The following is a 21,090-nucleotide window of genomic DNA, read 5'->3' as shown; positions in this document are numbered from 1 at the left end:
GGCGTAACGCTCGTCTTTATCTGAATTTTCGGTGTCGCACGGAGCCGCCCTTTACCCGGTCTTTCGCCGGCGCGGCCTACGATCCGGGCATGATGTCACCCTTCAAGCGCTACCTCGCCGAGGAGATCGCACTCGACCACGTCGAAGGGCTCATCTCTCGGCGTGAAGCGCTGCGCAGGCTGGCCCTGCTCGGCCTCGGGCTGCCCGCGGCCACCGCGCTGCTGACCGCCTGCGGGGCGGACGGGCAGGCCGCCGTGCCGAGCACACCCACGGCCAGCCCCTCACCGAGCCCGACCGCCTCCCCCGCAGGTCCTTCACCCCTGCCGACGGAGGCCATCACCTTCGCGGGTCCCGAGGACGCCACCCTGCGCGGCGCCTGGGCCCAGGCGCCGAACGGCAAGGGCGCGGTCCTGGTCATCCACGAGAACCGCGGGCTCAACGACCACACCCGCTCCGTCGCGGGGCGGCTGGCCGCCAGCGGCTACTCCGCGCTCGCCCTCGACCTGCTCTCACGCGAGGGCGGCACGGAGTCCTTCAGCGACACCGCCCAGGCCACGGCCAAGCTCGGCGAGATCCCGCCCGAGCGGTTCGTCGCCGACATGAAGGCGGCGCTGGACGAACTGGCCGTCAGGGCGCCCGGCACCAAGCTCGGCATGGTGGGGTTCTGCTTCGGCGGCGGGATGACCTGGCTGTTGCTGTCGAACGCCGAGCCGCGCCTGGCCGCCGCCGTGCCCTTCTACGGCCCGCTGCCCGACGGCGCCGACTTCGCCGGCACGAGGGCGGCCGTCCTCGGCGTCTACGCCGAGCAGGACGACCGGGTGAACGCCACCCGCGACGCGGCGCGGGCCGCGCTGGAGAAGGCGGGGCTCACCCACGAGATCGTCACCTTCCCCGGCGTCGGCCACGCCTTCTTCAACGACACGGGCCAGCGCTACAACGCCCAGGCCGCGGCCCAGGCCTACCAGCGGGTCCTCGACTGGTTCGGCACGCACCTGGCCTGAGCCGCGCTCACGCGCAGGTCGACACCGAGAGGTTTCACCCCTGGCGGCAGACGTCGCCCAGCGGCCTGTCGTCGCAGCCGACGGCCGCCCTGCTCTGGGCGCGGTGTCTGGAATGATGCGCCTGGTGAACTTCGCACCCCCCCGACAGCTACGACTGGACTCCGCCCGGCCCGGCGTCCCCCCGAAGGACCGAGCCCTTCGCCGTGGTCGCGCTGATACTCGGCCTACTCGCCTGCTTCCCCGTGGCGATCCCCTTCGCCGCCGCCGCGCTGGTGCGCATCAGGCGCTCGGGCGACGCGGGCAGGGCCATGGCGATCGCCGGGCTGGCGATGAGCCTGGTCTTCCCGCTGGCGGGCGCGGGCGCGGTGTACGGCGGGATCAGGCTGTACGAGTCATTCGCCACGCCCGAGGGGCACGTGGCCTTCGACGCCGCCGAGGTGGGCGACTGCGTCGACGGACTGGACAACGCCGACCACTACGTGCCGCTCGTCTGGTGCGAGGCCCCGCACCAGGGCGAGTTCCTCGGCCTCGTCTCCGCCCCCGACGACGAGAAGGCCGAGGAGGCCTGCGCGGCCCTGCTGGAGCGCACGACGGCCGACGAGAACCTGAGCTTCCTGTCCTTCGCCACCGGCGGGGGCCGGGCGCCGTGCTACATGGTGAACGGCGTGAGCGGCGTGAGCGGCGGAAGGCTGGTGGGCTCGGGCGCCTCCGCACGCCCTGTCCGGCCGGAGGAGGAAGTGCTCGAGGGCACGCTCGTCCACGCCGCCGAGCTCCTCGTGGGCACGTGCGCGAACGAGGTGCTCGACGGCGACAAGTTCGTGCGGTTCGTCGCCTGCGACAAGCCGCACGAAGGCAAGCTGCTCGCGGCGTTCGCCCTGCCGAAGGGCCCCTGGCCGGGCAAGCAGGAGGTCGCGCGGCTGGCCGTACAGGGATGTGAGGACAGGACGCGCCACAGGGCCGAGGGGAAGCTGTGGACCCGCTACCCGAGCGACGCCGACTGGGTCTACGACCAGCGGGTCGCCTGCTACGACATATGAGAAAGGGGGGCGGTGAGACCGCCCCCCTTCTTCCTGATCTCGCGTCAGTCGTTGAGGTGCTGGCGCAGGTAGGACTCGACCTGGTCGAGGGAGATGCGCTCCTGACCCATCGAGTCGCGCTCGCGGATGGTCACGGCCTGGTCGTCGAGGGTGTCGAAGTCGACCGTGATGCAGAACGGCGTGCCGATCTCGTCCTGGCGGCGGTAGCGGCGGCCGATGGCGCCCGCGTCGTCGAACTCGACGTTCCAGCGCTTGCGCAGCTGGGCGGCGAGGTCCTTGGCCTTGGGCGACAGGTCGGCGTTGCGCGACAGCGGCAGCACCGCGACCTTGACGGGGGCGAGCCTGTGGTCGAGGCGCAGCACCGTGCGCTTCTCCATGACGCCCTTGGCGTTGGGCGCCTCGTCCTCGGTGTAGGCGTCGAGCAGGAAGGTCAGCGTGGCGCGGTCGACACCGGCGGCCGGCTCGATGACGTAGGGCACGTAGCGCTCGCCCGTGTCCTGCTCGAAGAAGGACAGGTCAACGCCCGACGCCTTGCCGTGCGCGGTCAGGTCGAAGTCGGTGCGGTTGGCGATGCCCTCGAGCTCGCCCCACTCCGAGCCGGTGAAGTTGAAGCGGTACTCCACGTCGACGGTGCGCTTGGAGTAGTGCGACAGCTTCTCCTTGGGGTGCTCGTAGAGCCGGAGGTTGTCCTTGTTGATGCCCAGGTCGGAGTACCAGCGGAAGCGCTCGTCGATCCAGTACTGGTGCCACTCCTCGTCGGTGCCGGGCTTGACGAAGAACTCCATCTCCATCTGCTCGAACTCGCGGGTGCGGAAGATGAAGTTGCCCGGCGTGATCTCGTTGCGGAAGGACTTGCCGATCTGGCCGATGCCGAACGGTACCTTCTTGCGCGCCGACTGCTGCACGTTGGCGTAGTTGATGAAGATGCCCTGCGCCGTCTCGGGACGCAGGTAGGCCAGGCCCGACTCGTCCTCGACCGGGCCGAGGTAGGTCTTCAGCAGGCCGCTGAACTGGCGCGGCTCGGTGAAGGCGCCCTTGTTGCCGCAGTTGGGGCAGCTCAGGTCAGCCAGGCCGTGCTCGGGGGCCTTGCCGTGCTTCTCCTCGTACGCCTCGACGAGGTGGTCGGCGCGGAAGCGCTTGTGGCAGGACTGGCACTCGGTCAGCGGGTCGGTGAAGGTCTCGACGTGGCCGCTGGCCTGCCACACCTCGGGAGCCAGGATGACGCAGGAGTCGAGGCCGACCACGTCTTCGCGGGCCTGGACCATCGACAGCCACCACTGCCGCTTGACGTTGTTCTTCAGCTCCACGCCCAGCGGACCGTAGTCCCACGACGCGCGCAGGCCTCCGTAGATCTCGCTCGACGGGTAGACGAGCCCCCGTCGCTTGGCGAGGCTGACGATCGTGTCCATGACGTCGGTCCGGCGTGCCATTGGCTGAATCTCTTTCCGGCTGGAGGTCGGCGAGTGGAATGATGAGATCCCAGCTTAGGGGACATCCGGGCACCGCCGCGCGCGACTATTCGTCTCGCCCGGAAACGTACACATCCTCGAACGCGCTGGGCTCGTTCACCATGAGGATCATGAGGGGGTACATCGCCATTCTCGCGGCGGACAGCGCGCGGCGGTAGAAGCCCGCGCCCTCCCACTCGCTGACGAGCGCCCACAGGTTCGGCTCGTCGACCGAACGGCACAGGCGGCCGCGCAGGTAGCCGGGCTGGGCGGCCAGCACGTCGATGATCTCCTGGCCCTGCTTGAGGAACTCCTGGGAGCGCGCCTCGGGAACGGTGTAGCGAATCAGTGCGAGCACGTGGTCCAGGATGTCAGACAAGAGGCCTGTCCTGACGCGTGCTCTTCAGGATCCGCCGCTCCAGGCTCGCGCCGGCCGTGGCCGCAGGCTACGTCGTCGTGCCCCTGTCCGTCGTCACGGCGGCCGGGTTCTGCGGCGAGTCTCGAGAGGCAGGCGCGTGCCGCGCTAGGCTCGTGAGGTGGCCACTCGAAAGCCTCTTCCGTCAGGCGAGCAGTTCTTCACGCCTGGCGCCACGGGCCTGCGCAAGACGGTCGAGCAACGCAGCGCCGTCCCCATCACGTTCCTGTTCACCCAGGTGCCGCGCTGGGTCACGCCCGCCGTCCTGGTGATCCTGCTGCTGGCGGGGTTCGCGCTCGACAGCTGGCTGGGCGGCCTGGCCGTGCTGCCGGTGGTCGCCTTCGTGGGCTGGCTGGCCTACCTGTCGTGGCCCTCCCTCGGCGCGGGCGGCAAGCTGCTGCGCGTGGCCATGCTGACCTTCCTCCTCCTCGTGGCGGCCGACAGGTTCGGGGCGCTCTAGTACCAAGGGGCCATCGCGAGATCCGACCTCAGCGGGACGCGGGTGGTCCCCCGCGCCACGTAACGTCCTGAGTCATGCGGTTCCCCTCACGAACGCTTCTCGGCGCGGCCCTCCTGCTGACGGTCTCCGGCGCCGGATGCCTGCCGGGCTCGGTGCCGCTCGAGCTGCCCGCGATGACCGCGTCCGCGCTGGCCGAACGCTACGCCGGCACCAGAGCGGCCTCGGGCGGCGAGCGCCAGCTGCTCGCCTACGACAGGGCGGGCGACGGCAGGGCGATCGAGGTGGTGGGCGACCTCGCCGCCGCCCGCACCGTGGTCGTCTTCGTGCCGGGCACCGGGTTCAGCCTCGACGACTTCGACGGCACCTCCGTCTCGCCCGCTGGAGCGGCGAGGGCCATCCACGCCAGGGCCGCCGCGCTCAGTCCTGGCGAGCCGGTGGCCGTCATCGGCTGGCTCGGCTACGACGCGCCGGAGATGACCGACTGGCAGGTCATCACGACACTGCCCGCGGCCAAGGGCGCCATGGCGCTGCGCAGGCTGGCCACCGCGCTGCGCGGGAAGGAGCGCGTCAGCCTGGTCTGTCACAGCTACGGGTCGGTCGTGTGCGGGCAGGCCGCCCCCGGACTGCCCGTCGACGACATCGTCGTGCTGGGCAGCCCCGGCATGGGCGCCGCCACCAAGGCCGAGCTCCGCACCCCGGCCCAGGTCTGGGCCGCGCTCGGCGCGAAGGACGACGTCTTCAGGCCGGGCGTACGGCTGGGCCCCATCGGCTACGGCGCCGACCCCGTGACCCCCGCCTTCGGCGCCAGGGTGTTCGACGGAGGCCCCGGCGGCCACAACGACTACCTGAGGGCGGGCAACCCCGCCCTCGACAGGATCGTCTCGATCGCCCTCACGGGGGAAGCATCGTGTAACCGGGGAAGTTGCCAGGAAGGCGCTCGCCCGAAGGCCCTTGGGTGACCGCCCGCACCAGCAGCTCCCCGCCGACGAACGCCCCGCGCCACGAGGCGCCGAGCCCGCCGAACAGCTCCTGCCTGTCGCCGCGCGAGCGGGGCTGGTTGATCCCCACCTTGAACGCCCGCACCTCGGGGGCCAGCCGTTCGGCGGTCTCAGGCGCGTCGCAGGAGATCGTCGCGACCAGCGCGCCGTTGCTCGCGTTCATCGCGGCCAGCAGCTCGGCCTCGGTGTCGACCAGCACGACGGTGTCCACGGGGCCGAACGGCTCGGCGTGGAACAGCGGGGAGGAGCGCGGCGGGTCCAGCAGCGCCACGGGGGCGAAGTAGGCCTCACCCTCCACCGCCGGCCCCCTGTAGAGCGGGACCGCGCCCTTGGCGATCGCCTCCTCCACCTGCTCGGCCAGCTCCTTGGCCTTCGCGGCGTTGATCAGCGGGCCGAAGTCCAGCTCGGGCAGCGGGTCGTCGGGCGCCTCCACCAGCAGCGGGTGACCGTACCTGAGGTCTCTGACCGCCGCCAGGTAGGCGGCGAGGAAGTCGTGGAACAGCTCCCTCTGCACGACGAAGCGAGGGTAGGCGGTGCAGCGCTGCTTGCCGTAGTCGAAGGACTTCCTGATCTGCGTGGTGAGCAGCTCCCACCCTGAGTACTCCCAGACGCCCCAGCAGTTGAGGCCCTCCTGCTCGAGCACGTGCCTGCGGTCCTGCAGGCCGGTGCGCTCGGCGAGCGAGGTGGCGACCTGGGCGCCCGCGTCCCTGCCGCCGACGAAGGAGACGCAGCCCAGCTCGCGGGCGCCGACCAGCACCGGCGACAGCTCCGCCCCTCCGCCGCTGACCAGCGTGAGCGGCAGCCCCTCCCTGACGGCCAGCGCCGTGGCGAGGGTGAGGCACGACAGGCCGCCGTCGGTGGGCGTCTTGGCGATGACGGCGTTGCCCGCCAGCGCCTGCACCAGCATGGCGTGCATGAGCACGCTCATCGGATAGTTCCAGCTGGCGATGTTGCTCACCGGGCCCGGCAGGGGCGTCCTGCCGGCGAGCATGGGCTCGATCTCCTCCAGGTACCAGCGCACGCCGTCGAGGCAGCGGTCCACGTCGGCGCAGGCCGTACGCCAGGGTTTGCCGATCTCCCAGACCAGCAGGAGCGCGAGCAGGTCGCGGTGGGCCTGGAGCGAGTCCACGGCCGCGGCCACCCTGGCCCTGCGCTCGGACAGCGGCAGGTGGCGCCACCGCCCGTGCTCGTCGACGGCCGTGTGGACGGCCCGCGCGGCGCCCGACCTGTCCAGGCGCGGCGGGCCCGCGATGGCGGTGCCGTCCACGGGCGAGAAGACCGGCGTCGGACGGCCGTCGCGCTGCCAGAGCCCGCCCCAGTGGTTGAGCACCCTGTCGTCGTGGAAGGCCTCCGGCGCCGCCGCGCGGCACCTGTCGTAGGCGTCGGACCAGGCGGTCCCCGGCTTCAGCATGAGCGCTCCTTCAGTCGGACCAGTCGACGGCGAGCTCGAGCGCGGGCAGCGGCTCGAACTCCTTGATCGCGTCGAGGGCCGAGCCCATGGCCGCGTTGGCCTCCCGCTCGACCATGACCTCGACGAGCACGGGAAGGCGCTCCTTCTCCGCCTCCTTCGACGCCCACGCGAGGGCGTCGCGGATGTCGCCCGGAGCCTCGACGCGCCGTCCGGGGCAGCCGAAGGCCTCCATGACCTTCACGTGGTCGACGCCGCCCAGCTCGACGGCGAAGTTCATCCCGTACGGGATCTCCGCCTGCCTGATCAGCCCCAGGTACTCGTTGTTGATCATCACGATGACGAAGGGGATCCTGTACTGCGCGGCGACGGCGACCTCCTCCATCAGGAACTCGAAGGAGTAGTCGCCGACGACCGCGACGACCTGGCGTTCGGGATGGGCCACCTTGACGCCCATCGCGGCGGGAACCTCCCAGCCCAGCGGCCCTGCCTGACCGCAGACGAGGTAGCGCCTCGGCAGGTAGGTCTTCTGGAACTGGCCCGACCAGATCTGGTAGAGGCCGATGGCGGTGACGAAGGTGGTGTCCCTGCCGAAGAAGTCGTTGATCTCCCTGAAGACCCTGGGCGGCTTGATCGGCACGTCGTCGAAGTCGTCCCTGCGCGGCAGGCTCTCCCTGAGCGTGGCGACCCTGCGCGACCACTTCTCCCTCGCCCTCGGCGGGGCGCTCTCCTCCTGTGCCGCCTCGGCCATGGCCTTCAGGAACGGCCTGGCGTGCGAGACGATGCCGAGGTCGGGCTCGAAGACCTTGCCGAGCTGGGTGGGCTCGATGTCGACGTGGATGAACGTCCTGCCCTTGCGGTAGACCTCCAGGTCGCCGGTGTGCCTGTCGCCGAACCTGGCGCCGACGGCCAGCACGAGGTCGCTCTCGAGGAAGGCCGCGTTGCCCCACCTGGTGTGCGTCTGCACCCCCGCCATGCCGGCGAACAGCGCGTGGTCCTCGGGGAAGGCGCCCTTGCCCATCAGCGTCACCTGGACGGGGACGCGCAGCCGCTCGGCGACCTGCCGCAGCTCCTCGGCGGCCTCGCCGATCACCACCCCGCCTCCCGCCAGGATGATCGGCCGTCTGGCCTGCTGGAGGAGGTCGAGGGCGGCCCGCACCAGGCTCCGCCTCGGCGTCGGGACCTCCACGGGCAGCGGCGCGTCCAGCGCGGGATCGTAGAGGCAGGTGCCGCGCTGCACGTCGATCGGCAGGTCGATGAGGACCGGGCCAGGCCGTCCCGACCTGGCGATCCTGAACGCCTCGCGGAACACCCACGGCGCCTGGGCGGGCTCCTTGAGCTGGACCGCCCACTTGGTGACCGGCTTGGCGATCTCCACGATGTCGACCGCCTGGAAGGCCTCCTGGTGCAGTTTGTCCGTGGCAGCCTGGCCGGTGACGCAGATCATGGGGATGGAGTCGGCCAGCGCCGTGTAGAGCCCGGTGATCATGTTGGTCCCGGCGGGGCCGCTCGTGCCGATGCTGACGCCGACGTTGCCCGTCACCCTGGCCCAGCCGTCGGCGGCGTGCGTGCCGCCCTCCTCGTGGCGGACCGTGATGTGACGGATCGAGCTGGTCCGCAGCGCCGCGTAGAGCGGCAGGACGGCGGCGCCGGGGATGCCGAAGACGGTGTCGACGCCCTCCGACTCCAGCACCGCGACGACCGCCTCCATGCAGGGGATTCGTTTCATGCGGCGTTGATCCTTTCGATCACCTTCAGCAGGGCGGAGTGGTCGAGCGAGCCGTGGCCCTGCGCCCTGGCGGCGGCGATGAGCTGGGTGACGAGGGCCGTCAGCGGGAGCGCCAGCCCGGCCTGCCTGGCTGCGGCCGTGGCGATGCCCATGTCCTTGTGGTGCAGGTCGATGCGGAAGCCTGGGGCGAAGTCGCGGGCGACCATGGAGTGGCGCTTGAGCTCGAGGACGCGGGAGCCCGCAAGGCCGCCCGCCAGCACGTCCAGGCCCTTGGCGGGGTCCACGCCCGAGGCCTCCATGAGCAGGATCGCCTCGGCGACGAGGCCGTACGTGCCGCCGACGACCAGCTGGTTGGCGGCCTTGACGGTCTGGCCCGCGCCGGACGGGCCGACGTGGACGATCGTCCTGCCGACGGCCTGGAGGACGGGCAGGGCCTGCTGGAAGTCCTCCTCCTTGCCGCCCACCATGACCGAGAGGCTGCCTTCGAGCGCGCCCCGCTCGCCGCCGCTGACGGGGGCGTCGAGGGCGCGGGGAAGGCGCCGCGCGATCCCCACCGACGTCTCCGGATCTATCGTGCTCATGTCGATGTAGAGAAGGTTGTCCCCGCCGTACTCGACGATCTCGGGGAGCACCTCCTCCACCTGCGGCGAGTCGGGCAGCATGGTGATGACCACGTCGGCGCCCGTGACCGCCTCGGCCACGCTGGCGACCGTCCTGCCTTCGGGCCTGAGGTCGTAACCGCGGACCTCGAAGCCCGCCTTGCCGAGGTTGGCGGCCATGGGAGCGCCCATGATGCCGAGCCCGATGAAGCCGATCTTCATCCGTTCCTCCAGTCGAACGCCCCCGGCCCCTCGTGCCGGTACTCCAGCCCGACGTGGCCCGCGTAGGTTCCGAGCTTGTTGAAGATCTCCGTGTACGGCATGCGCCCGCTGCCCGGGTACCCGCGTCCGGGGTCGTCGGCGATCTGCACGTGGCCGATCCTGTGCGCCTGGGTGTCGAGGAGGCCGAGCACGTCCTCGCCCATGCGGTGCAGGTGGTAGAGGTCGGCGAGGAGCTTCACGTTGTCCATGCCGACCTGGTCGATCACCTCGAGGGCCTGGCGGGAGGAGGTGAGGGGGTAGCGGGGGTTCTCGTGGCTGTTGAGCGCCTCGACGACGACGGTCGCACCGATGTCTGCGGCCTTCTTGGCGGCGTGGGCGAGATTGGCGACCGCGACCCGCCGATGTCCGGCGTAGAGGTCACGTGTCTGGGCACTGCCGGGGGCGGCGCTGCCTGGATCGGCGCTGCTTGGATCGGCGCTGCTTGGATCGGCACTGCCGGGGGCCGCGTTATGAGCGTGGGCGCTGCCGGGGACGGTGTTGCCGTACAGGGCGTTGAGGATGCGGCAGCCGAGCCTGCCCGCCAGCCCCACTGCCACGTCGACGTTCGCCAGGAACCTGTCGGTCTGGGTGAGCATGCCCCTGTCTCCGTTGGCCATGTCGCCCGCGTCGAAGTTCAACGCCACCAACTGGACACCGGCGTCCTCTATGGCGGACTGCAGGGCGCGGAGGTCGCGGTCGGACGGGGTCGGCCCGTCGAACGGCCACCACATCTCGACGGCGGTGAAGCCGGCTTCGGCGGCGGCGGCGGGCCTTTCGAGGAGCGGCAGATCCGTGAACAGGATGCTCAGATTCACATCGAACCGCAGCCCCATCGTGACGCCGCCCGCTGCCCGCCCTTGGGAGACCAGGTCACTAGAACCCGCTGCGACACCCGCCCGACCGGACACGACGCCACCCGAACCCGCCCCTTTGGGGACCACTCCCCCAGAGCCCAGCCCGTGGGACGCCATTTCGCTCGGGCGCCTCCCTCCGACCCCCACCGCTCCTGCGCCCCTCTCCCCGGACGCCACCCCACGAGAGCCCGCCCCTCCGGGCACCACCCCACGCGAGCCCACCCCTTCGGACGCCGCCCCAGGAGAGCCCGCCCCTTCGGGCACCACCGCGCGCGAGCCCACCTCTTCGGGCACCACTCCGCGAGAGCCTGCCTCTTCGGACATCACCGCACGCGAGCCCACCCCTCCGGACGCCACCCCACGAGAGCCCGCCCCTTCGGGCACCACCCCACGTGAGCCCACCCCTCCGGACGCCGCCCCACGAGAGCCCGCCTCTCCGGACGCCCTCTCGCCCTGGCCCGGCTCGACGGCCGTCCTGCCGGGCACGGCGAAACGTCGTCCTGACCCTGCGTGTCCCGAGGCGGTCATGAGGCCTCCCTCGTCGGGCGGGTGAGGACCGACCTCATGAGGCGAGCGGTCTCCGACGGGGTCCTGCCGACCCTGACCCCCGCGGCCTCCAGCGCCTCCTTCTTCGCCTGCGCCGTCCCCGACGAGCCCGACACGATCGCCCCCGCGTGCCCCATGGTCTTGCCCTCGGGAGCGGTGAACCCCGCCACGTACGCCACGACCGGCTTGGTCACGCCGTTCGCGACGAACGCCGCCGCCCGCTCCTCCGCGTCGCCCCCGATCTCTCCGATCATCACGATCGCGTCAGTGGCGGGGTCCTCCTCGAACGCCCGCAGGCAGTCGATGTGCGTGGTCCCGATCACGGGGTCGCCGCCGATGCCCACCGCCGTCGAGAACCCGAGATCTCGCAGCTCGTACATCAGCTGGTAGGTCAGCGTGCCCGATTTGGACACCAGCCCGATGCGCCCGTGCCCGGTGATGTCCGCGGGGATGATCCCCGCCGACGCCTGTCCCGGACTGATCAGCCCAGGACAGTTCGGCCCGATGACCCTGGTGTGACGCGCCTTCGCCAGGAACCGCAACGTGTCATGGACGGGAACGCCCTCGGTGATCACCACGCACAGCGGCATCTCGGCCTCGGCCGCCTCCTCCACCGCGCTTCCGGCGAAGCGTGGCGGTACGAACACCACCGACACGTCCGCGCCCGTCTCGGCCATCGCCTGGGCCACGGTGCCGAACACCGGCACCCTTCGCTCGCCGAAGTCCACCGACGTGCCGCCCTTGCCGGGGGTCACGCCTGCGACGACGTCGGTGCCCGCCGCCAGCATCCTGGCCGTGTGCCTCGCGCCCTCCGCGCCGGTCATGCCCTGCACGAGGACTCTGCTGTCCTTGGTCAGAAAGATCGCCATCATCTACCCGCTTTCACGAACCGACGCCATGTCGCCAAGGGACGAGTCGCGTCCCAGCCCACGCCCCCACCCCAACCCCCGCCCCAGCACTGGATGCCGACCCGCACTCGTCGCAGCACTGCATGCCGGCCCCACCCTCGCCCCAGCAATGCATGCCGGCCCCACCCTCGCCCCAGCAATGCATGCCGGCCCCACCCTCGTCGCAGCATCCGACGCCGGTCCGGCCCACGACTCGCGCCTACCGCTGTCCGGCATCGGCCCGCCGACCCCGCAGCCTCGCCGCGCGCGAGCCGCCGCACCCGGCGCAAACGCTGCAGAGACTCCACGTCCACGCCACGACCCCGTCCCCGCGCAGGCCGCCGGCCCGCCGAAGCGGCACTCCACGCCCTCACACCGGAGGCCAGACCCCCTCCTCGATCCACCCAACGCGCCACGACCCCACACGTCCCACGCCGGCAGAACCGATCCGCGCCGCCGCCCCTCACCGGCGTACGGGTCACTGGCGTTCGGGTCACCGCCGTACAGGTCGCCGGCGTTCGGGCCACCGCCGTACAGGCCGCCGCCGTACGGATCACCGCCGTACAGGCCACCGCCGTACGGGTCACCGGCATACAGGCCGCCGCCGTCCAGGTCGTCGCACTCCGTAGCAGCGGGGTCGCCAGCATGTCGCTTGGAGGCTGGAGTCGCGTCCCCCACCTGACGTCCACTTCCTGCGGACCCGTCTCCCGCACGGCGGGCCGTCCCTCGAGGGCGCCCTGCCGTCATCACGCGCTCGCCTTGGCCAGGCGCGCGGCCAGTTCGGCGGCGCCGTCCATCGTGGAGACCTGGCGGACGGCCGGATGCCGGGCGTCGCTGAGGATCCGCCGTCCGACCTCGGCGTTGTTACCGTCCAGCCGGACGACGATCGGCCGCGTCGCCCCCCGCTCACCGAGCAGTTGGAGCGCGGAGACGACCCCCGTCGCCACCGCGTCGCAGGTCGTGATCCCGCCGAAGACGTTCACCAGCACGGAACGGACGTCGGGGTCGGACAGGATGATCTCCAGCCCGTCGGCCATCACCTTCGCCGACGCGCCACCCCCGATGTCGAGGAAGTTCGCCGGCCCCGCGCCCGCCTGGGCGACGACGTCCAGCGTGCTCATCACCAGTCCTGCGCCGTTACCGACGATGCCGACCTGGCCGTCGAGCTTGACGTAGTTGAGCCCGCGCCGGCGCGCCCTGGCCTCGAGCCCCTCCCCCAAGTGCTCTCCGCCGATCCACTCCGTCACCGGGCAGGCGTCCTCGCCCGCGTGCCTGAACAGGGCGTTGTCGTCCAATGTGATCTTGCCGTCGAGGGCGACGATGCGCTGGTCGGTGGTGCAGGCGAGCGGGTTGACCTCGACGAGCAGCGCGTCCTCCTCGACCATCACCCGCCACAGCCGCTCCAGCACCGGCCCCGCCGCCTCGGGCAGTCCCGAACGACGGGCGAGCTGCGCCCCGTCCACCCCTCCGAGCGGGTCGATCGCCACCTTGAGCAACGCCTCGGGCCTGGTCGCCGCCACTTCCTCGATCTCCATGCCGCCTTCTGTGGAGGCCAGGGCGAGGAAGCAGCCGTTCGCCCTGTCGACGAGGAAGGCCGCGTAGTACTCCTCGAAGGCCACCGTCGCCTCCTCGACGAGGACGGTGTGGGCGATGTGCCCCTTGATGTCCATGCCGAGGATGCGGGCCGCCTCCTCGTGCGCCGCGGCCGGGCCCGGCGCGGGTCTCACTCCTCCCGCCTTGCCCCGGCCGCCGGTCTTTACCTGGGCCTTGATGACAACCGGGGTGCCAAGCTCCGCCGCGATCGTCCGCGCCTCATCAGGGGTGGCCGCCACCCCGCCGCGCGGTACGGGGACACCGTGCCGGTTGAAGAGCTCCTTCGCCTGGTACTCGTACAGGTCCATCGAGACTCCCTATGCGGTTCTTGTAGACGGTATACCGTATGGAATATGTCCCGTCTAGATCTCGACAGAACACTGTCGCCCGGATATTCCATACAGTATGGAAGATACGTTGGTCAGGGACTGGCGCGGTCGCGCCTACCTTGTCACCGCGCCGCCGTCCGACCGCCACAGGATGTTCGTGCTGGCCTGGGCCTCGATGATCGCCATCGCTCCCCTGCAGTACGGCTACGCCGCCGCCGTACCGGCCTTCCTCGCCGAGGGCCGCTCCCTGGCCACCGTCCTGCTGCCGCTGGCCGCATGGATCGTCTGCCAGGCCGTCACGGCATTCCTCCTGAGCACCCGCCTGCCTGGCCCAGGTCCCTCAGGCGGCGTGACGCCGCCCACCGCGGCAGGCACCTCCCCGCGAGATGACCTGGCGACCGACCCCACGAGCATCGGCACCCAAGCAGCGGGGACGACGGGTTGGCGTCGCGAGGATCGGAACGGCGAGGGCCAAGCTGCCGAGAACCCGGGCCATGAGGACGTTCACCGCCGTGGAGACCGGGATGGCGGGGACGGGCGTCGCGAGACCCGCAGTCATCGCGGTGGAGACCGGGATCGCGGGGACCGGCGTCGCGAGACCCGCAGCCGTGGCGATCGGGACTGGGATCGTGGACGGGAGGGTGCTGCGGGCCCGGGTCGTGGGCCGCAGGTGGGCCGGGTGCTGGGGGTGGGAGCTGGCCTGAGTGGGATCGGGTTGCTCACCGTGGCGATCAGCGGGGAGCTCTGGGCGCTGCTGATCGGGTTCTCGCTGCTCGGCGGGGTCGGTGGCGGCCTGGTGTACGGGGTGTGCAGTCGGCTGGTGGCGGGCTGGTATCCGGAGAGGTCCGCGGCCAGGGTGGGCTATGTGACGGGGGCGTTCGGGTACGGGGCGCTTCCCGTCGCGATAGTCGCGGGCATGACGGTCGGAGCCGGCGATGCGCGCTCGGGTGCGCCGGCAACTGGAGCCGATGATGGAGGCTCGGGTGCGTTGACGGCTGGAGCCGGTGATGGAGACCTGGGTGCACTGACGGCTGGAATCGGCGATGGGGGCTCGGGAGCGCTGACGCCTGGAGTCGGCGATGGAGGCCTGGGTGCGCTGACGGCTGGAATCGGCGATGGGGGCTCGGGTGCTCTGGGGGTCGCGTTCGCGGTGTGTGCGGTGGTGGCCGTGGTGGCGATCGGGCTGGCGGCCAGGTTCGTACGGCTGGCGCCGCCCCGGTGGTGGCCCGACACGATCGACCCCAGGCACTTCGCCCTGGACACCAGGCACCTGCGGAGGACGCCTCCAGCGGTACGCGAGTTCACGCCAGGACAGGCGCTGCGGACGCCTGCGCTCGCCGTCCTGGCGGGGATCCTCCTCTGCGCGGGGGCGATCTCGATCTTCAACGTCGTGGTGGTGGCGGCGATGGGGTCGTGGGTGGCGCTCGCCCTGCTGATCGCGCTGAACGGAGCGGGACGGGCGGGGGCGATGAGGGTCTCCGAGCTGCTGGGGCGACGGCGGACCCTCGCACTGGTGCTCGCCGTGCTCGGAGTCGGCCAGGTGGTGCTGGCGAGCGGCGCGGTCACGGTGGGCGCGATGGTGGCGGGGTTGGGTGGTGGCGGGTTCTATCCGCTGGTGGCCGCCCTTGTGCGGGAGTACTTCGGGGAGGAGCGCGTCACCGAGATCCATGGCGTGGTCTACAGCGCCAAGGCGTTGGCGGGCATCGTGGGTGTCGGCTTGGCGGGCGTGCTGCTGGCTGGATCCACCCTGCTGGCCGGGGGGCTCGGTGGCGGTGACTCGCGGAGCGGAGCGAGGGTGGTGGATGAAGGCGGCCTCCTGAGTGGGACTGGGGTGGCCGCTGAAGGTCAGCCGCGGAGCGGGGGTCGGGCGATCACTGAAGGTCAACCGCAGAGCCGGGATCGGGCGATCGCTGAAGGCCAACCGCCAAGCGGGGCCGGGGTGGCCGCTGAGAGTCAGCCGCCGAGCCGGGGTCGGACGGTCACTGAAGGTCAGCCGCCAGTCGGGGCTGGAGCGGCCGCTGATCCATCGACTGGGATTCACCTGCTGGGTGACGTCGGGTTGCCGGGCGGGGCAGGGCTGGGTGGCATCGGCCTGGTGGCGGGGTGCGTGGCGTTCGCAGCGGCTGCGGCGAGCCTGGGGCTGCGGGTGCCGGGCAGACCCTCCACGATCCCCGTGTGACCGAGGTCGCGGGTCCCGGGCAGCCCTCCACGAGCCGTTTGACCAAGGCTGCGGGCCCGGGGCAGGCCCTTTCCGATCCGTGTGGCCTGCCACGCGAGGCAAACCCACGCTGAAGTGGTGGCGCGGAGCGGAGGATCACGGTCTGCCGGCGCGGAGCGAAGCGAGCGGAAGGCGCGGAGGGCTCAGAGGCGCGGGTGCAAAGGACGCGGGCGCAGAGCCCACGGGAACGAGCGCGCTGGAGCGGAGCGCGCAGAGGGCGCGGGGATAGGGGGCGCGGAAGCGGAGCGCAGGCGCGGAAGCGGAGCGCAGGCGCGGAAGCGGAGCGCAGGCGCGGAAGCGGAGCGCAGGCGCGGAAGCGGAGCGCAGGCGCGGAAGCGGAGCGCAGGCGCGGAAGCGAAAGGGGCAGAGAGCGCAGGGCGCAGAGGGATCGGAGGGAGCGCGGGAGTGGAGGGAGCAGGGAGTGGAAGGCGGCTGGTCGCTGAGCGTTGCGGTCTGGAATGAGGGTGACAGCGGGGACGGTGACAGCGAGGAGGGTGAAAGCAGCGGGGTGACCCTTTGGGCCGGGCTGTGATAGGGGTCACCCGGCGGTGGGATCATTGGAACTGTATGCTGTAGGCAGTCGACCACAAACAGTTGAGGTGCGGATATGTTGCAGTCTGATTCGGGGGCGGCGGCCAAGATTCCGCGTCCCGTTCCGCTCAGGGAGAGTGTGTTCGAGGCTCTGCTTGAGCTCATCGTGTCCGGGCAGCTTCGGCCTGGCCAGCACCTGGTGGAGAACGAGCTGGCCGAGTTGCTCGGGGTGTCACGGCAACCGGTGCGTGAGGCGTTGCAGCTGCTCAGTGGCGAGGGGTGGGTGGACCTGCATCCCGGGCAGGGCGCTTTCGTGCATTCGCCCAGTGTCGAGGAGGCCGACCAGCTGCTTGCCGTACGAGCGCTGTTGGAGACGGAGTCCGCGCGGCTGGCCGCGCGGCACGCGGACGAGGACGGGGTGGCCGCGCTGCGGAGGCTGTGCGCGCGCGGGGCCTCGGCGGCGCATTCGGAGGACACGGACACCGCGGTCACGGCCAACTCCGAGCTGCACGCGTTGATCACGGCGCTGTCGGGCAACAAGGTGCTGGCGGAGCTGGCGGCTCAGGTGGCGCGCAGGGTGCGGTGGTATCACACGCCGGTGGCCAGGCAGCGGGGTCTCACGTCGTGGCAGGAGCACGAGGACCTGATCGACGCCATCGCCGACGGCAACGAGGAGATGGCGGCGCAGATCATGCGTGAGCACACCGAGCACACGAGGTTGTCGTACCTGGAGCAGCGGAAGAACCAGCCGGAGGAACCGGCACCCCAGCCGGTACGGCGACGCCGCATGCGGACGGCGCCGGGGAGCTAGATCCCCTCGTTGAGGGGCATCCGCCCCCGAGGCGGACGGACAGCTCGGGGCGTGCGCATCTCTGAGGATCTGCGGATCTCTGAGGGCGGACGGACCGCTCGGGGCGTGCGCATCTCTGGGGCGGACGACATCTGGGGCCTGCGGATCTCTGAGGATCTGCAGATATCTCGGAGCGTGCGCATCTCTGGGGCGGACGGACATCTCGGGGCCTGCGGATCTCCGGGAGCGTGCGGACATCTCGGGGCATGTGGACCTTGCAGCGCGTCATACGGGCGTGGGACATCTCGGGGCATGTGGACCGTGGAGGGCGTCCCAAGGGCGGGTGGATATCTCGGGGCATGTGGACCCTGCAGGGCGTCATAGGGCGTGCGGACATCTCAGGACGTGGGACATCTCGGGGCGTGCGGACAACTCGGGATGGACGGGCAGCGCCGGGTGACCCCGCCTCCCCCGATGTGCGGGTGGGGTGGCGGTGATGGCGGTGCGCGGCGGCCGTGCCGTCCGGACGGCGTGACCCGCAGGCACCCGCCAACGGGACGCATCGGGGACTGCGACAGCGTCTCCGGGGTCGGCATGAGCACGGCGTCCGCACGACAAACACGAGTTCAGCTGCGGTGTTGACGTGGAGTTCACCCGGTGCCGTTTTCCGGAAACACCAGGGGTAGACCCTGGAAGAGAGGTGATGACAGATGAAGGCGATTGCCCGCTTTCTCCTTGGCGATCCCATCGGCCACTCCGCCGACGGGCGCATGCTCGGTCTTGCCGTGGGGCTGGCGACCAGGCAGCACTACTCGGCCGACGAGGCCGATCGGTACCTGCGCGAATGGGCCTCCGACGCCCAGAGCGGCAGGACGGCGCACGACAAGGCCGCGGGCGGGGCCTGATAGCCCCACCCGCGGGCACGAAGGTCAGCGCCGCTCGCCCTCCGTCGAGGCGGACGATGCAGACCCGAGCGAACCCTCGGACGAGCCGGCCGTAGCCGACCCGACAGGCGCCTCGGACGACCCGACCGAGGACGACGGGACCGAAGACGACTTGGCCGAAGGCGACCCGACCGAGGACGACTTGGCCGAAGACGACCCGACCGAAGACGGCGCGCCCGAAGACGGCGCGCCCGAAGACGGCGCGCCCGAAGGCGACGCCGCCGAGGACGACGCGGCGGACCTGGACGACTTCACGAGGCTTGCCACCGTCGTCACCGCCAACGTCGCGACGATGACCCCCAGCGACACCACGATCGGGATCTCGGGCGCCCACGACACCCCGTCGTGGTGCATGGCCTCGAGCACCAGCTTGACCCCGATGAAGGCCAGCACCACCGACAGTCCCTTGCTGAGGTAGACCAGCCGGTCCAGCAACCCTCCGATCAGGAAGAACAGCTGCCTGAGGCCCATCAGCGCGAACGCGTTGGCGGTGAAGACCAGGTAGGGCTCCTTCGTCAGTCCGAAGATCGCGGGGATGGAGTCGAGGGCGAACAGCAGGTCCGTGGTCCCGATGGCGACCATGACGATCAGCATCGGGGTCACCATGCGCCGGCCGTCCAGCCGTACGGTCAGGGACGCCCCGTGATAGGCGGAGGTCGTCGGCAGCAGCCGCCGCGTCGCCCTGATCACCGCGTTCTCGGAGAACTCGTCCGACTCCTCGGAGGAGGAGGAGATGAGTTTCCACGCGGTGTAGACGAGGAACGCGCCGAAGACGTAGAAGAGCCAGTCGAAGCGCGCCACCGCCTCCGCGCCCAGAGCGATGAAGACGCCGCGCATGAGCAGCGCCAGCACGATGCCGACCAGCAGGACCTTCTGCCGGTAGCGCATCGGCACGCGGAAACGGCTCATGATCAGCAGGAAGACGAAGAGGTTGTCGACGCTGAGGGAGTACTCGGTGATCCAGCCGGCGAAGAACTCCCCGCCGTGCGCGGGCCCCGACACCAGCAGCAGCCCGGCGCCGAATACCCCCGCGAGGGCCACGTAGAACGTCACCCAGCCGACGCACTCCTTGAACGAGGGCTCGCGTGGGTTGCGGGCGACCAGGTAGAAGTCGACGGCCAGCACGAGCATGAACCCCGTGATCGTGGCCAGCCAGATCCAGGGAGGCAGGTTCACGCCGGGGCACTCCTCACGTAGTGGGCGAGCAGTTGGTCAGCGCGCGGGTTGTGTCCCCGCGCGCGTACCCGCAGCAGCCAGTACGGCATGAGCCGCTCGTGCAGCCAGAGGAAGCCGATGGCGAATCCGAGGCTCACCATCGCCTGGTAGGCCAGGAAGGGCAGCACGCCGTCCGCCAGCGCTCCGGTGGCCGCGACGCTCTCCTGGGCCAGCCTGGACAGCGGGAAGGCGGGCAGCCATAACAGGCCGGCGGGTGCGAAGGTGCCGGGCCTGAAGGGTCCGTGGCCGAGCAGCATGCCGTACAGGCCGCCGAAGAGAGCCAGCGGCAGCGCGAGGAAGGTCGCCCCGCCGGGCTGACCCGCGAACAGGGTCAGCCCTCCTGCCATGACGCCGGCCAGCGCGCCGACGGCGAGCCCTGGGACGGCCAGTTCGAGGCTGTGACGGGAGACCATCAGCCCACGACCACGCCGAAGGCGACGAGGCTGTAGAACAGCATCCCGAGGTAGAAGACCGCGCCGAAGCCGATGATCACGTTCGACCACCATCTCGGCCTGATGGGCTTGGGCAGCATCCTGTTGTTGACCAGCAGCAGCGTCACGCAGTACGCGCCCATCGCGAACGTCGACAGGAACGCCAGCGTGTCCAGGATCCCGCTGGGCCCGTCGGCGGGTCCGAAGAGCAGGATCAGGATGCCGAAGATGATCACTCCCCAGAGGAAGCCCGCGTACAGGTGCGACATGCGCAGCTTCCTCGCGCCCGGCACGAAGTTGTAGGTCATGTCCGCCTGGCCGCGCGAGAAGGAGTCGAACAGGCCGAGCGTCGCGTTGAGCCCGATCAGCGCGATGAAGCCGAGGAAGACCACGCCGAGCACCGAGCTGCCCGCCGAGGAGACGGCGTCGGCCATGACGCTGAGCGCGACCTCCCTGTCGTCGCCCTGGATGGCGGTGCGCACGCCGGGGTTCTGCCTGGCCGCGGCCTGCGCGATGACCGTGAACGAGATCGTCACGAGCATCGTGATGCCCCAGAACAGCAGCAGCGCGTCGAAGGTGACCCAGCGCCGCCATCCCCTCCACTTGGCCATCTCGGCGGGGTCCTCGGTGTCGAACATGAAGCCGCGCGAGGGCATGGCCTCCTCTTCACCCGCGTGCCTCAGGCCGCGGATGCGCGGGATGTGGGCGCCCATGCCCGCCCCCGAGTCGCGCAGGTGCAGGGTGTACCACATCTGCTGCATCCCGGACGGCCCCGCGAAGGCGCAGGCGCCGACGATCACAGGGAACCAGGCGGCCGACAGCGCCTCGGGAGGCAGGTAGCCGATGGAGAACATCCCGGTGATCGTGCTGACGACGTCGGACCACGAGCCGACCATGGCCGCGATCACGGCGGTGCCGATGACCAGCGCGCCGATGAGCACCGACAGCAGGTTCTCCAGCACGTTGTAGATGACCTTGGCCAGGCTGAAGACCACCCCGACCAGGATCAGTCCCGTGACCGCGGTCACGGTCCACGGTATGCCGGTGATCTCCTCGAAGGCCGCCGCTCCCGCCGAGAGGTGCCCTGGCCAGATGTAGACGAGGATCGCGACGGTGAAGAAGAACCACATGAGCGGCTTGAAGACGCGGGCGGCGCCGGAGAAGATGCTCTCTCCCGTGGCCATCGCGTAGCGCGCCATCTCCAGCATGACGACGGCCTGGAGGGTGACGCCGATCAGGAACAGCCAGCGGATCTCGGGCCCGAACAGCAGCACCAGGCGGGGCCACATGTACGACTCGCCCATGCCCACGCCGAGCGCCACGAGGAACACCGTGGGACCGAGGATGTGCACAGAGGGCGGGGCGTCGGGCAGCTTGCGGATGGGCATCGGCTCGA

General features: G+C 70.8%; 18 protein-coding genes. 7 read left to right on the top strand and 11 right to left on the bottom strand.

What is annotated here, in order from left to right:
- Positions 1-89 precede the first annotated feature (89 nt).
- Positions 90-1,001 carry a dienelactone hydrolase family protein gene (locus tag ABFX55_RS47725; RefSeq protein ID WP_346130661.1) on the top strand — a complete coding sequence of 304 codons (912 nt, stop codon included), beginning with the start codon at positions 90-92 and terminating at the stop codon, positions 999-1,001.
- Between the two features lie 203 nt (positions 1,002-1,204).
- A complete protein-coding gene (locus ABFX55_RS47720) occupies positions 1,205-2,038 on the top strand; it encodes a DUF4190 domain-containing protein (RefSeq protein WP_346130659.1) in 834 nt (277 codons plus the stop codon).
- A gap of 44 nt (positions 2,039-2,082) precedes the next feature.
- Here the strand turns inward: ABFX55_RS47720 and ABFX55_RS47715 are convergent, their stop codons facing one another.
- Positions 2,083-3,468 (bottom strand): glycine--tRNA ligase, encoded by a 1,386-nt coding sequence (locus tag ABFX55_RS47715; RefSeq protein WP_183657942.1) that lies wholly within the window; start codon positions 3,466-3,468, stop codon positions 2,083-2,085.
- A gap of 85 nt (positions 3,469-3,553) precedes the next feature.
- Positions 3,554-3,844, bottom strand: a complete 291-nt coding sequence (locus ABFX55_RS47710; RefSeq protein ID WP_183657939.1) for an antibiotic biosynthesis monooxygenase — start codon at positions 3,842-3,844, stop codon at positions 3,554-3,556.
- Positions 3,845-4,022: 178 nt separating this feature from the next.
- Here ABFX55_RS47710 and ABFX55_RS47705 point away from each other — a divergent pair, with 178 nt between their 5' ends.
- On the top strand, positions 4,023-4,361 hold the full coding sequence (locus ABFX55_RS47705) for a DUF6703 family protein (RefSeq protein ID WP_183657936.1): 339 nt from the start codon (positions 4,023-4,025) through the stop codon (positions 4,359-4,361).
- Between the two features lie 74 nt (positions 4,362-4,435).
- On the top strand, positions 4,436-5,320 hold the full coding sequence (locus tag ABFX55_RS47700) for an alpha/beta hydrolase (RefSeq protein ID WP_346130657.1): 885 nt from the start codon (positions 4,436-4,438) through the stop codon (positions 5,318-5,320).
- Here ABFX55_RS47700 and ABFX55_RS47695 read toward each other — a convergent pair.
- The 6 genes from ABFX55_RS47695 to sucC all read right to left on the bottom strand — a co-directional run bounded on the left by ABFX55_RS47695 (position 5,253) and on the right by sucC (position 13,544).
- Positions 5,253-6,770, bottom strand: coding sequence for an aldehyde dehydrogenase family protein (locus tag ABFX55_RS47695; protein WP_346130655.1), 1,518 nt, complete (start codon positions 6,768-6,770; stop codon positions 5,253-5,255). The two genes, ABFX55_RS47700 and ABFX55_RS47695, sit on opposite strands and share 68 nt — an antisense overlap.
- Before the next feature lie 10 nt (positions 6,771-6,780).
- Positions 6,781-8,496 (bottom strand): glyoxylate carboligase, encoded by a 1,716-nt coding sequence (gene gcl / locus ABFX55_RS47690; protein WP_346130653.1) that lies wholly within the window; start codon positions 8,494-8,496, stop codon positions 6,781-6,783.
- A complete protein-coding gene (locus tag ABFX55_RS47685; protein WP_346130651.1) occupies positions 8,493-9,317 on the bottom strand; it encodes an NAD(P)-dependent oxidoreductase in 825 nt (274 codons plus the stop codon). Before ABFX55_RS47685 ends, gcl begins: the two co-directional genes overlap by 4 nt.
- Positions 9,314-10,171, bottom strand: a complete 858-nt coding sequence (locus ABFX55_RS47680; protein WP_346130649.1) for a hydroxypyruvate isomerase family protein — start codon at positions 10,169-10,171, stop codon at positions 9,314-9,316. Before ABFX55_RS47680 ends, ABFX55_RS47685 begins: the two co-directional genes overlap by 4 nt.
- A 563-nt stretch (positions 10,172-10,734) precedes the next feature.
- Entirely contained in the window at positions 10,735-11,625 is an 891-nt protein-coding gene (sucD, locus tag ABFX55_RS47675; protein WP_346131473.1) for a succinate--CoA ligase subunit alpha, read from the bottom strand.
- Between the two features lie 764 nt (positions 11,626-12,389).
- The gene (gene sucC / locus ABFX55_RS47670; protein WP_346130647.1) at positions 12,390-13,544 is read right to left on the bottom strand and encodes an ADP-forming succinate--CoA ligase subunit beta; all 1,155 of its coding nucleotides are present in this window, start codon (positions 13,542-13,544) and stop codon (positions 12,390-12,392) included.
- A 97-nt stretch (positions 13,545-13,641) separates the two neighbouring features.
- Between sucC and ABFX55_RS47665 the strand changes: the two genes are divergently transcribed.
- From ABFX55_RS47665 to ABFX55_RS47655, 3 genes are all read left to right on the top strand, one after another.
- Entirely contained in the window at positions 13,642-15,744 is a 2,103-nt protein-coding gene (locus ABFX55_RS47665) for an MFS transporter (RefSeq protein ID WP_346130646.1), read from the top strand.
- A gap of 646 nt (positions 15,745-16,390) precedes the next feature.
- Complete coding sequence (locus ABFX55_RS47660; RefSeq protein WP_346130645.1) at positions 16,391-17,125, top strand: GntR family transcriptional regulator; 735 nt, start codon at positions 16,391-16,393, stop codon at positions 17,123-17,125.
- 689 nt (positions 17,126-17,814) lie between these two features.
- Complete coding sequence (locus tag ABFX55_RS47655) at positions 17,815-18,009, top strand: hypothetical protein (RefSeq protein WP_346130644.1); 195 nt, start codon at positions 17,815-17,817, stop codon at positions 18,007-18,009.
- A 24-nt stretch (positions 18,010-18,033) separates the two neighbouring features.
- Here ABFX55_RS47655 and ABFX55_RS47650 read toward each other — a convergent pair whose 3' ends face one another.
- The 3 genes from ABFX55_RS47650 to ABFX55_RS47640 are packed head-to-tail and all read right to left on the bottom strand — an operon-like array spanning position 18,034 to position 21,082.
- Complete coding sequence (locus tag ABFX55_RS47650; protein WP_346130643.1) at positions 18,034-19,224, bottom strand: TerC family protein; 1,191 nt, start codon at positions 19,222-19,224, stop codon at positions 18,034-18,036.
- Entirely contained in the window at positions 19,221-19,676 is a 456-nt protein-coding gene (locus ABFX55_RS47645; protein ID WP_346130642.1) for a hypothetical protein, read from the bottom strand. The genes ABFX55_RS47650 and ABFX55_RS47645 overlap by 4 nt, the downstream gene beginning before the upstream one ends.
- Positions 19,676-21,082, bottom strand: coding sequence for an Nramp family divalent metal transporter (locus tag ABFX55_RS47640; protein ID WP_346130640.1), 1,407 nt, complete (start codon positions 21,080-21,082; stop codon positions 19,676-19,678). The genes ABFX55_RS47645 and ABFX55_RS47640 overlap by 1 nt, the downstream gene beginning before the upstream one ends.
- Positions 21,083-21,090 lie beyond the last annotated feature (8 nt).

Source organism: Nonomuraea roseola, assembly GCF_039535395.1.
GTDB classification, from domain to species: domain Bacteria; phylum Actinomycetota; class Actinomycetes; order Streptosporangiales; family Streptosporangiaceae; genus Nonomuraea; species Nonomuraea roseola.
Note: the sequence above shows the minus strand (reverse complement) of the source record. Positions and strands in the feature narration are given on the sequence as shown.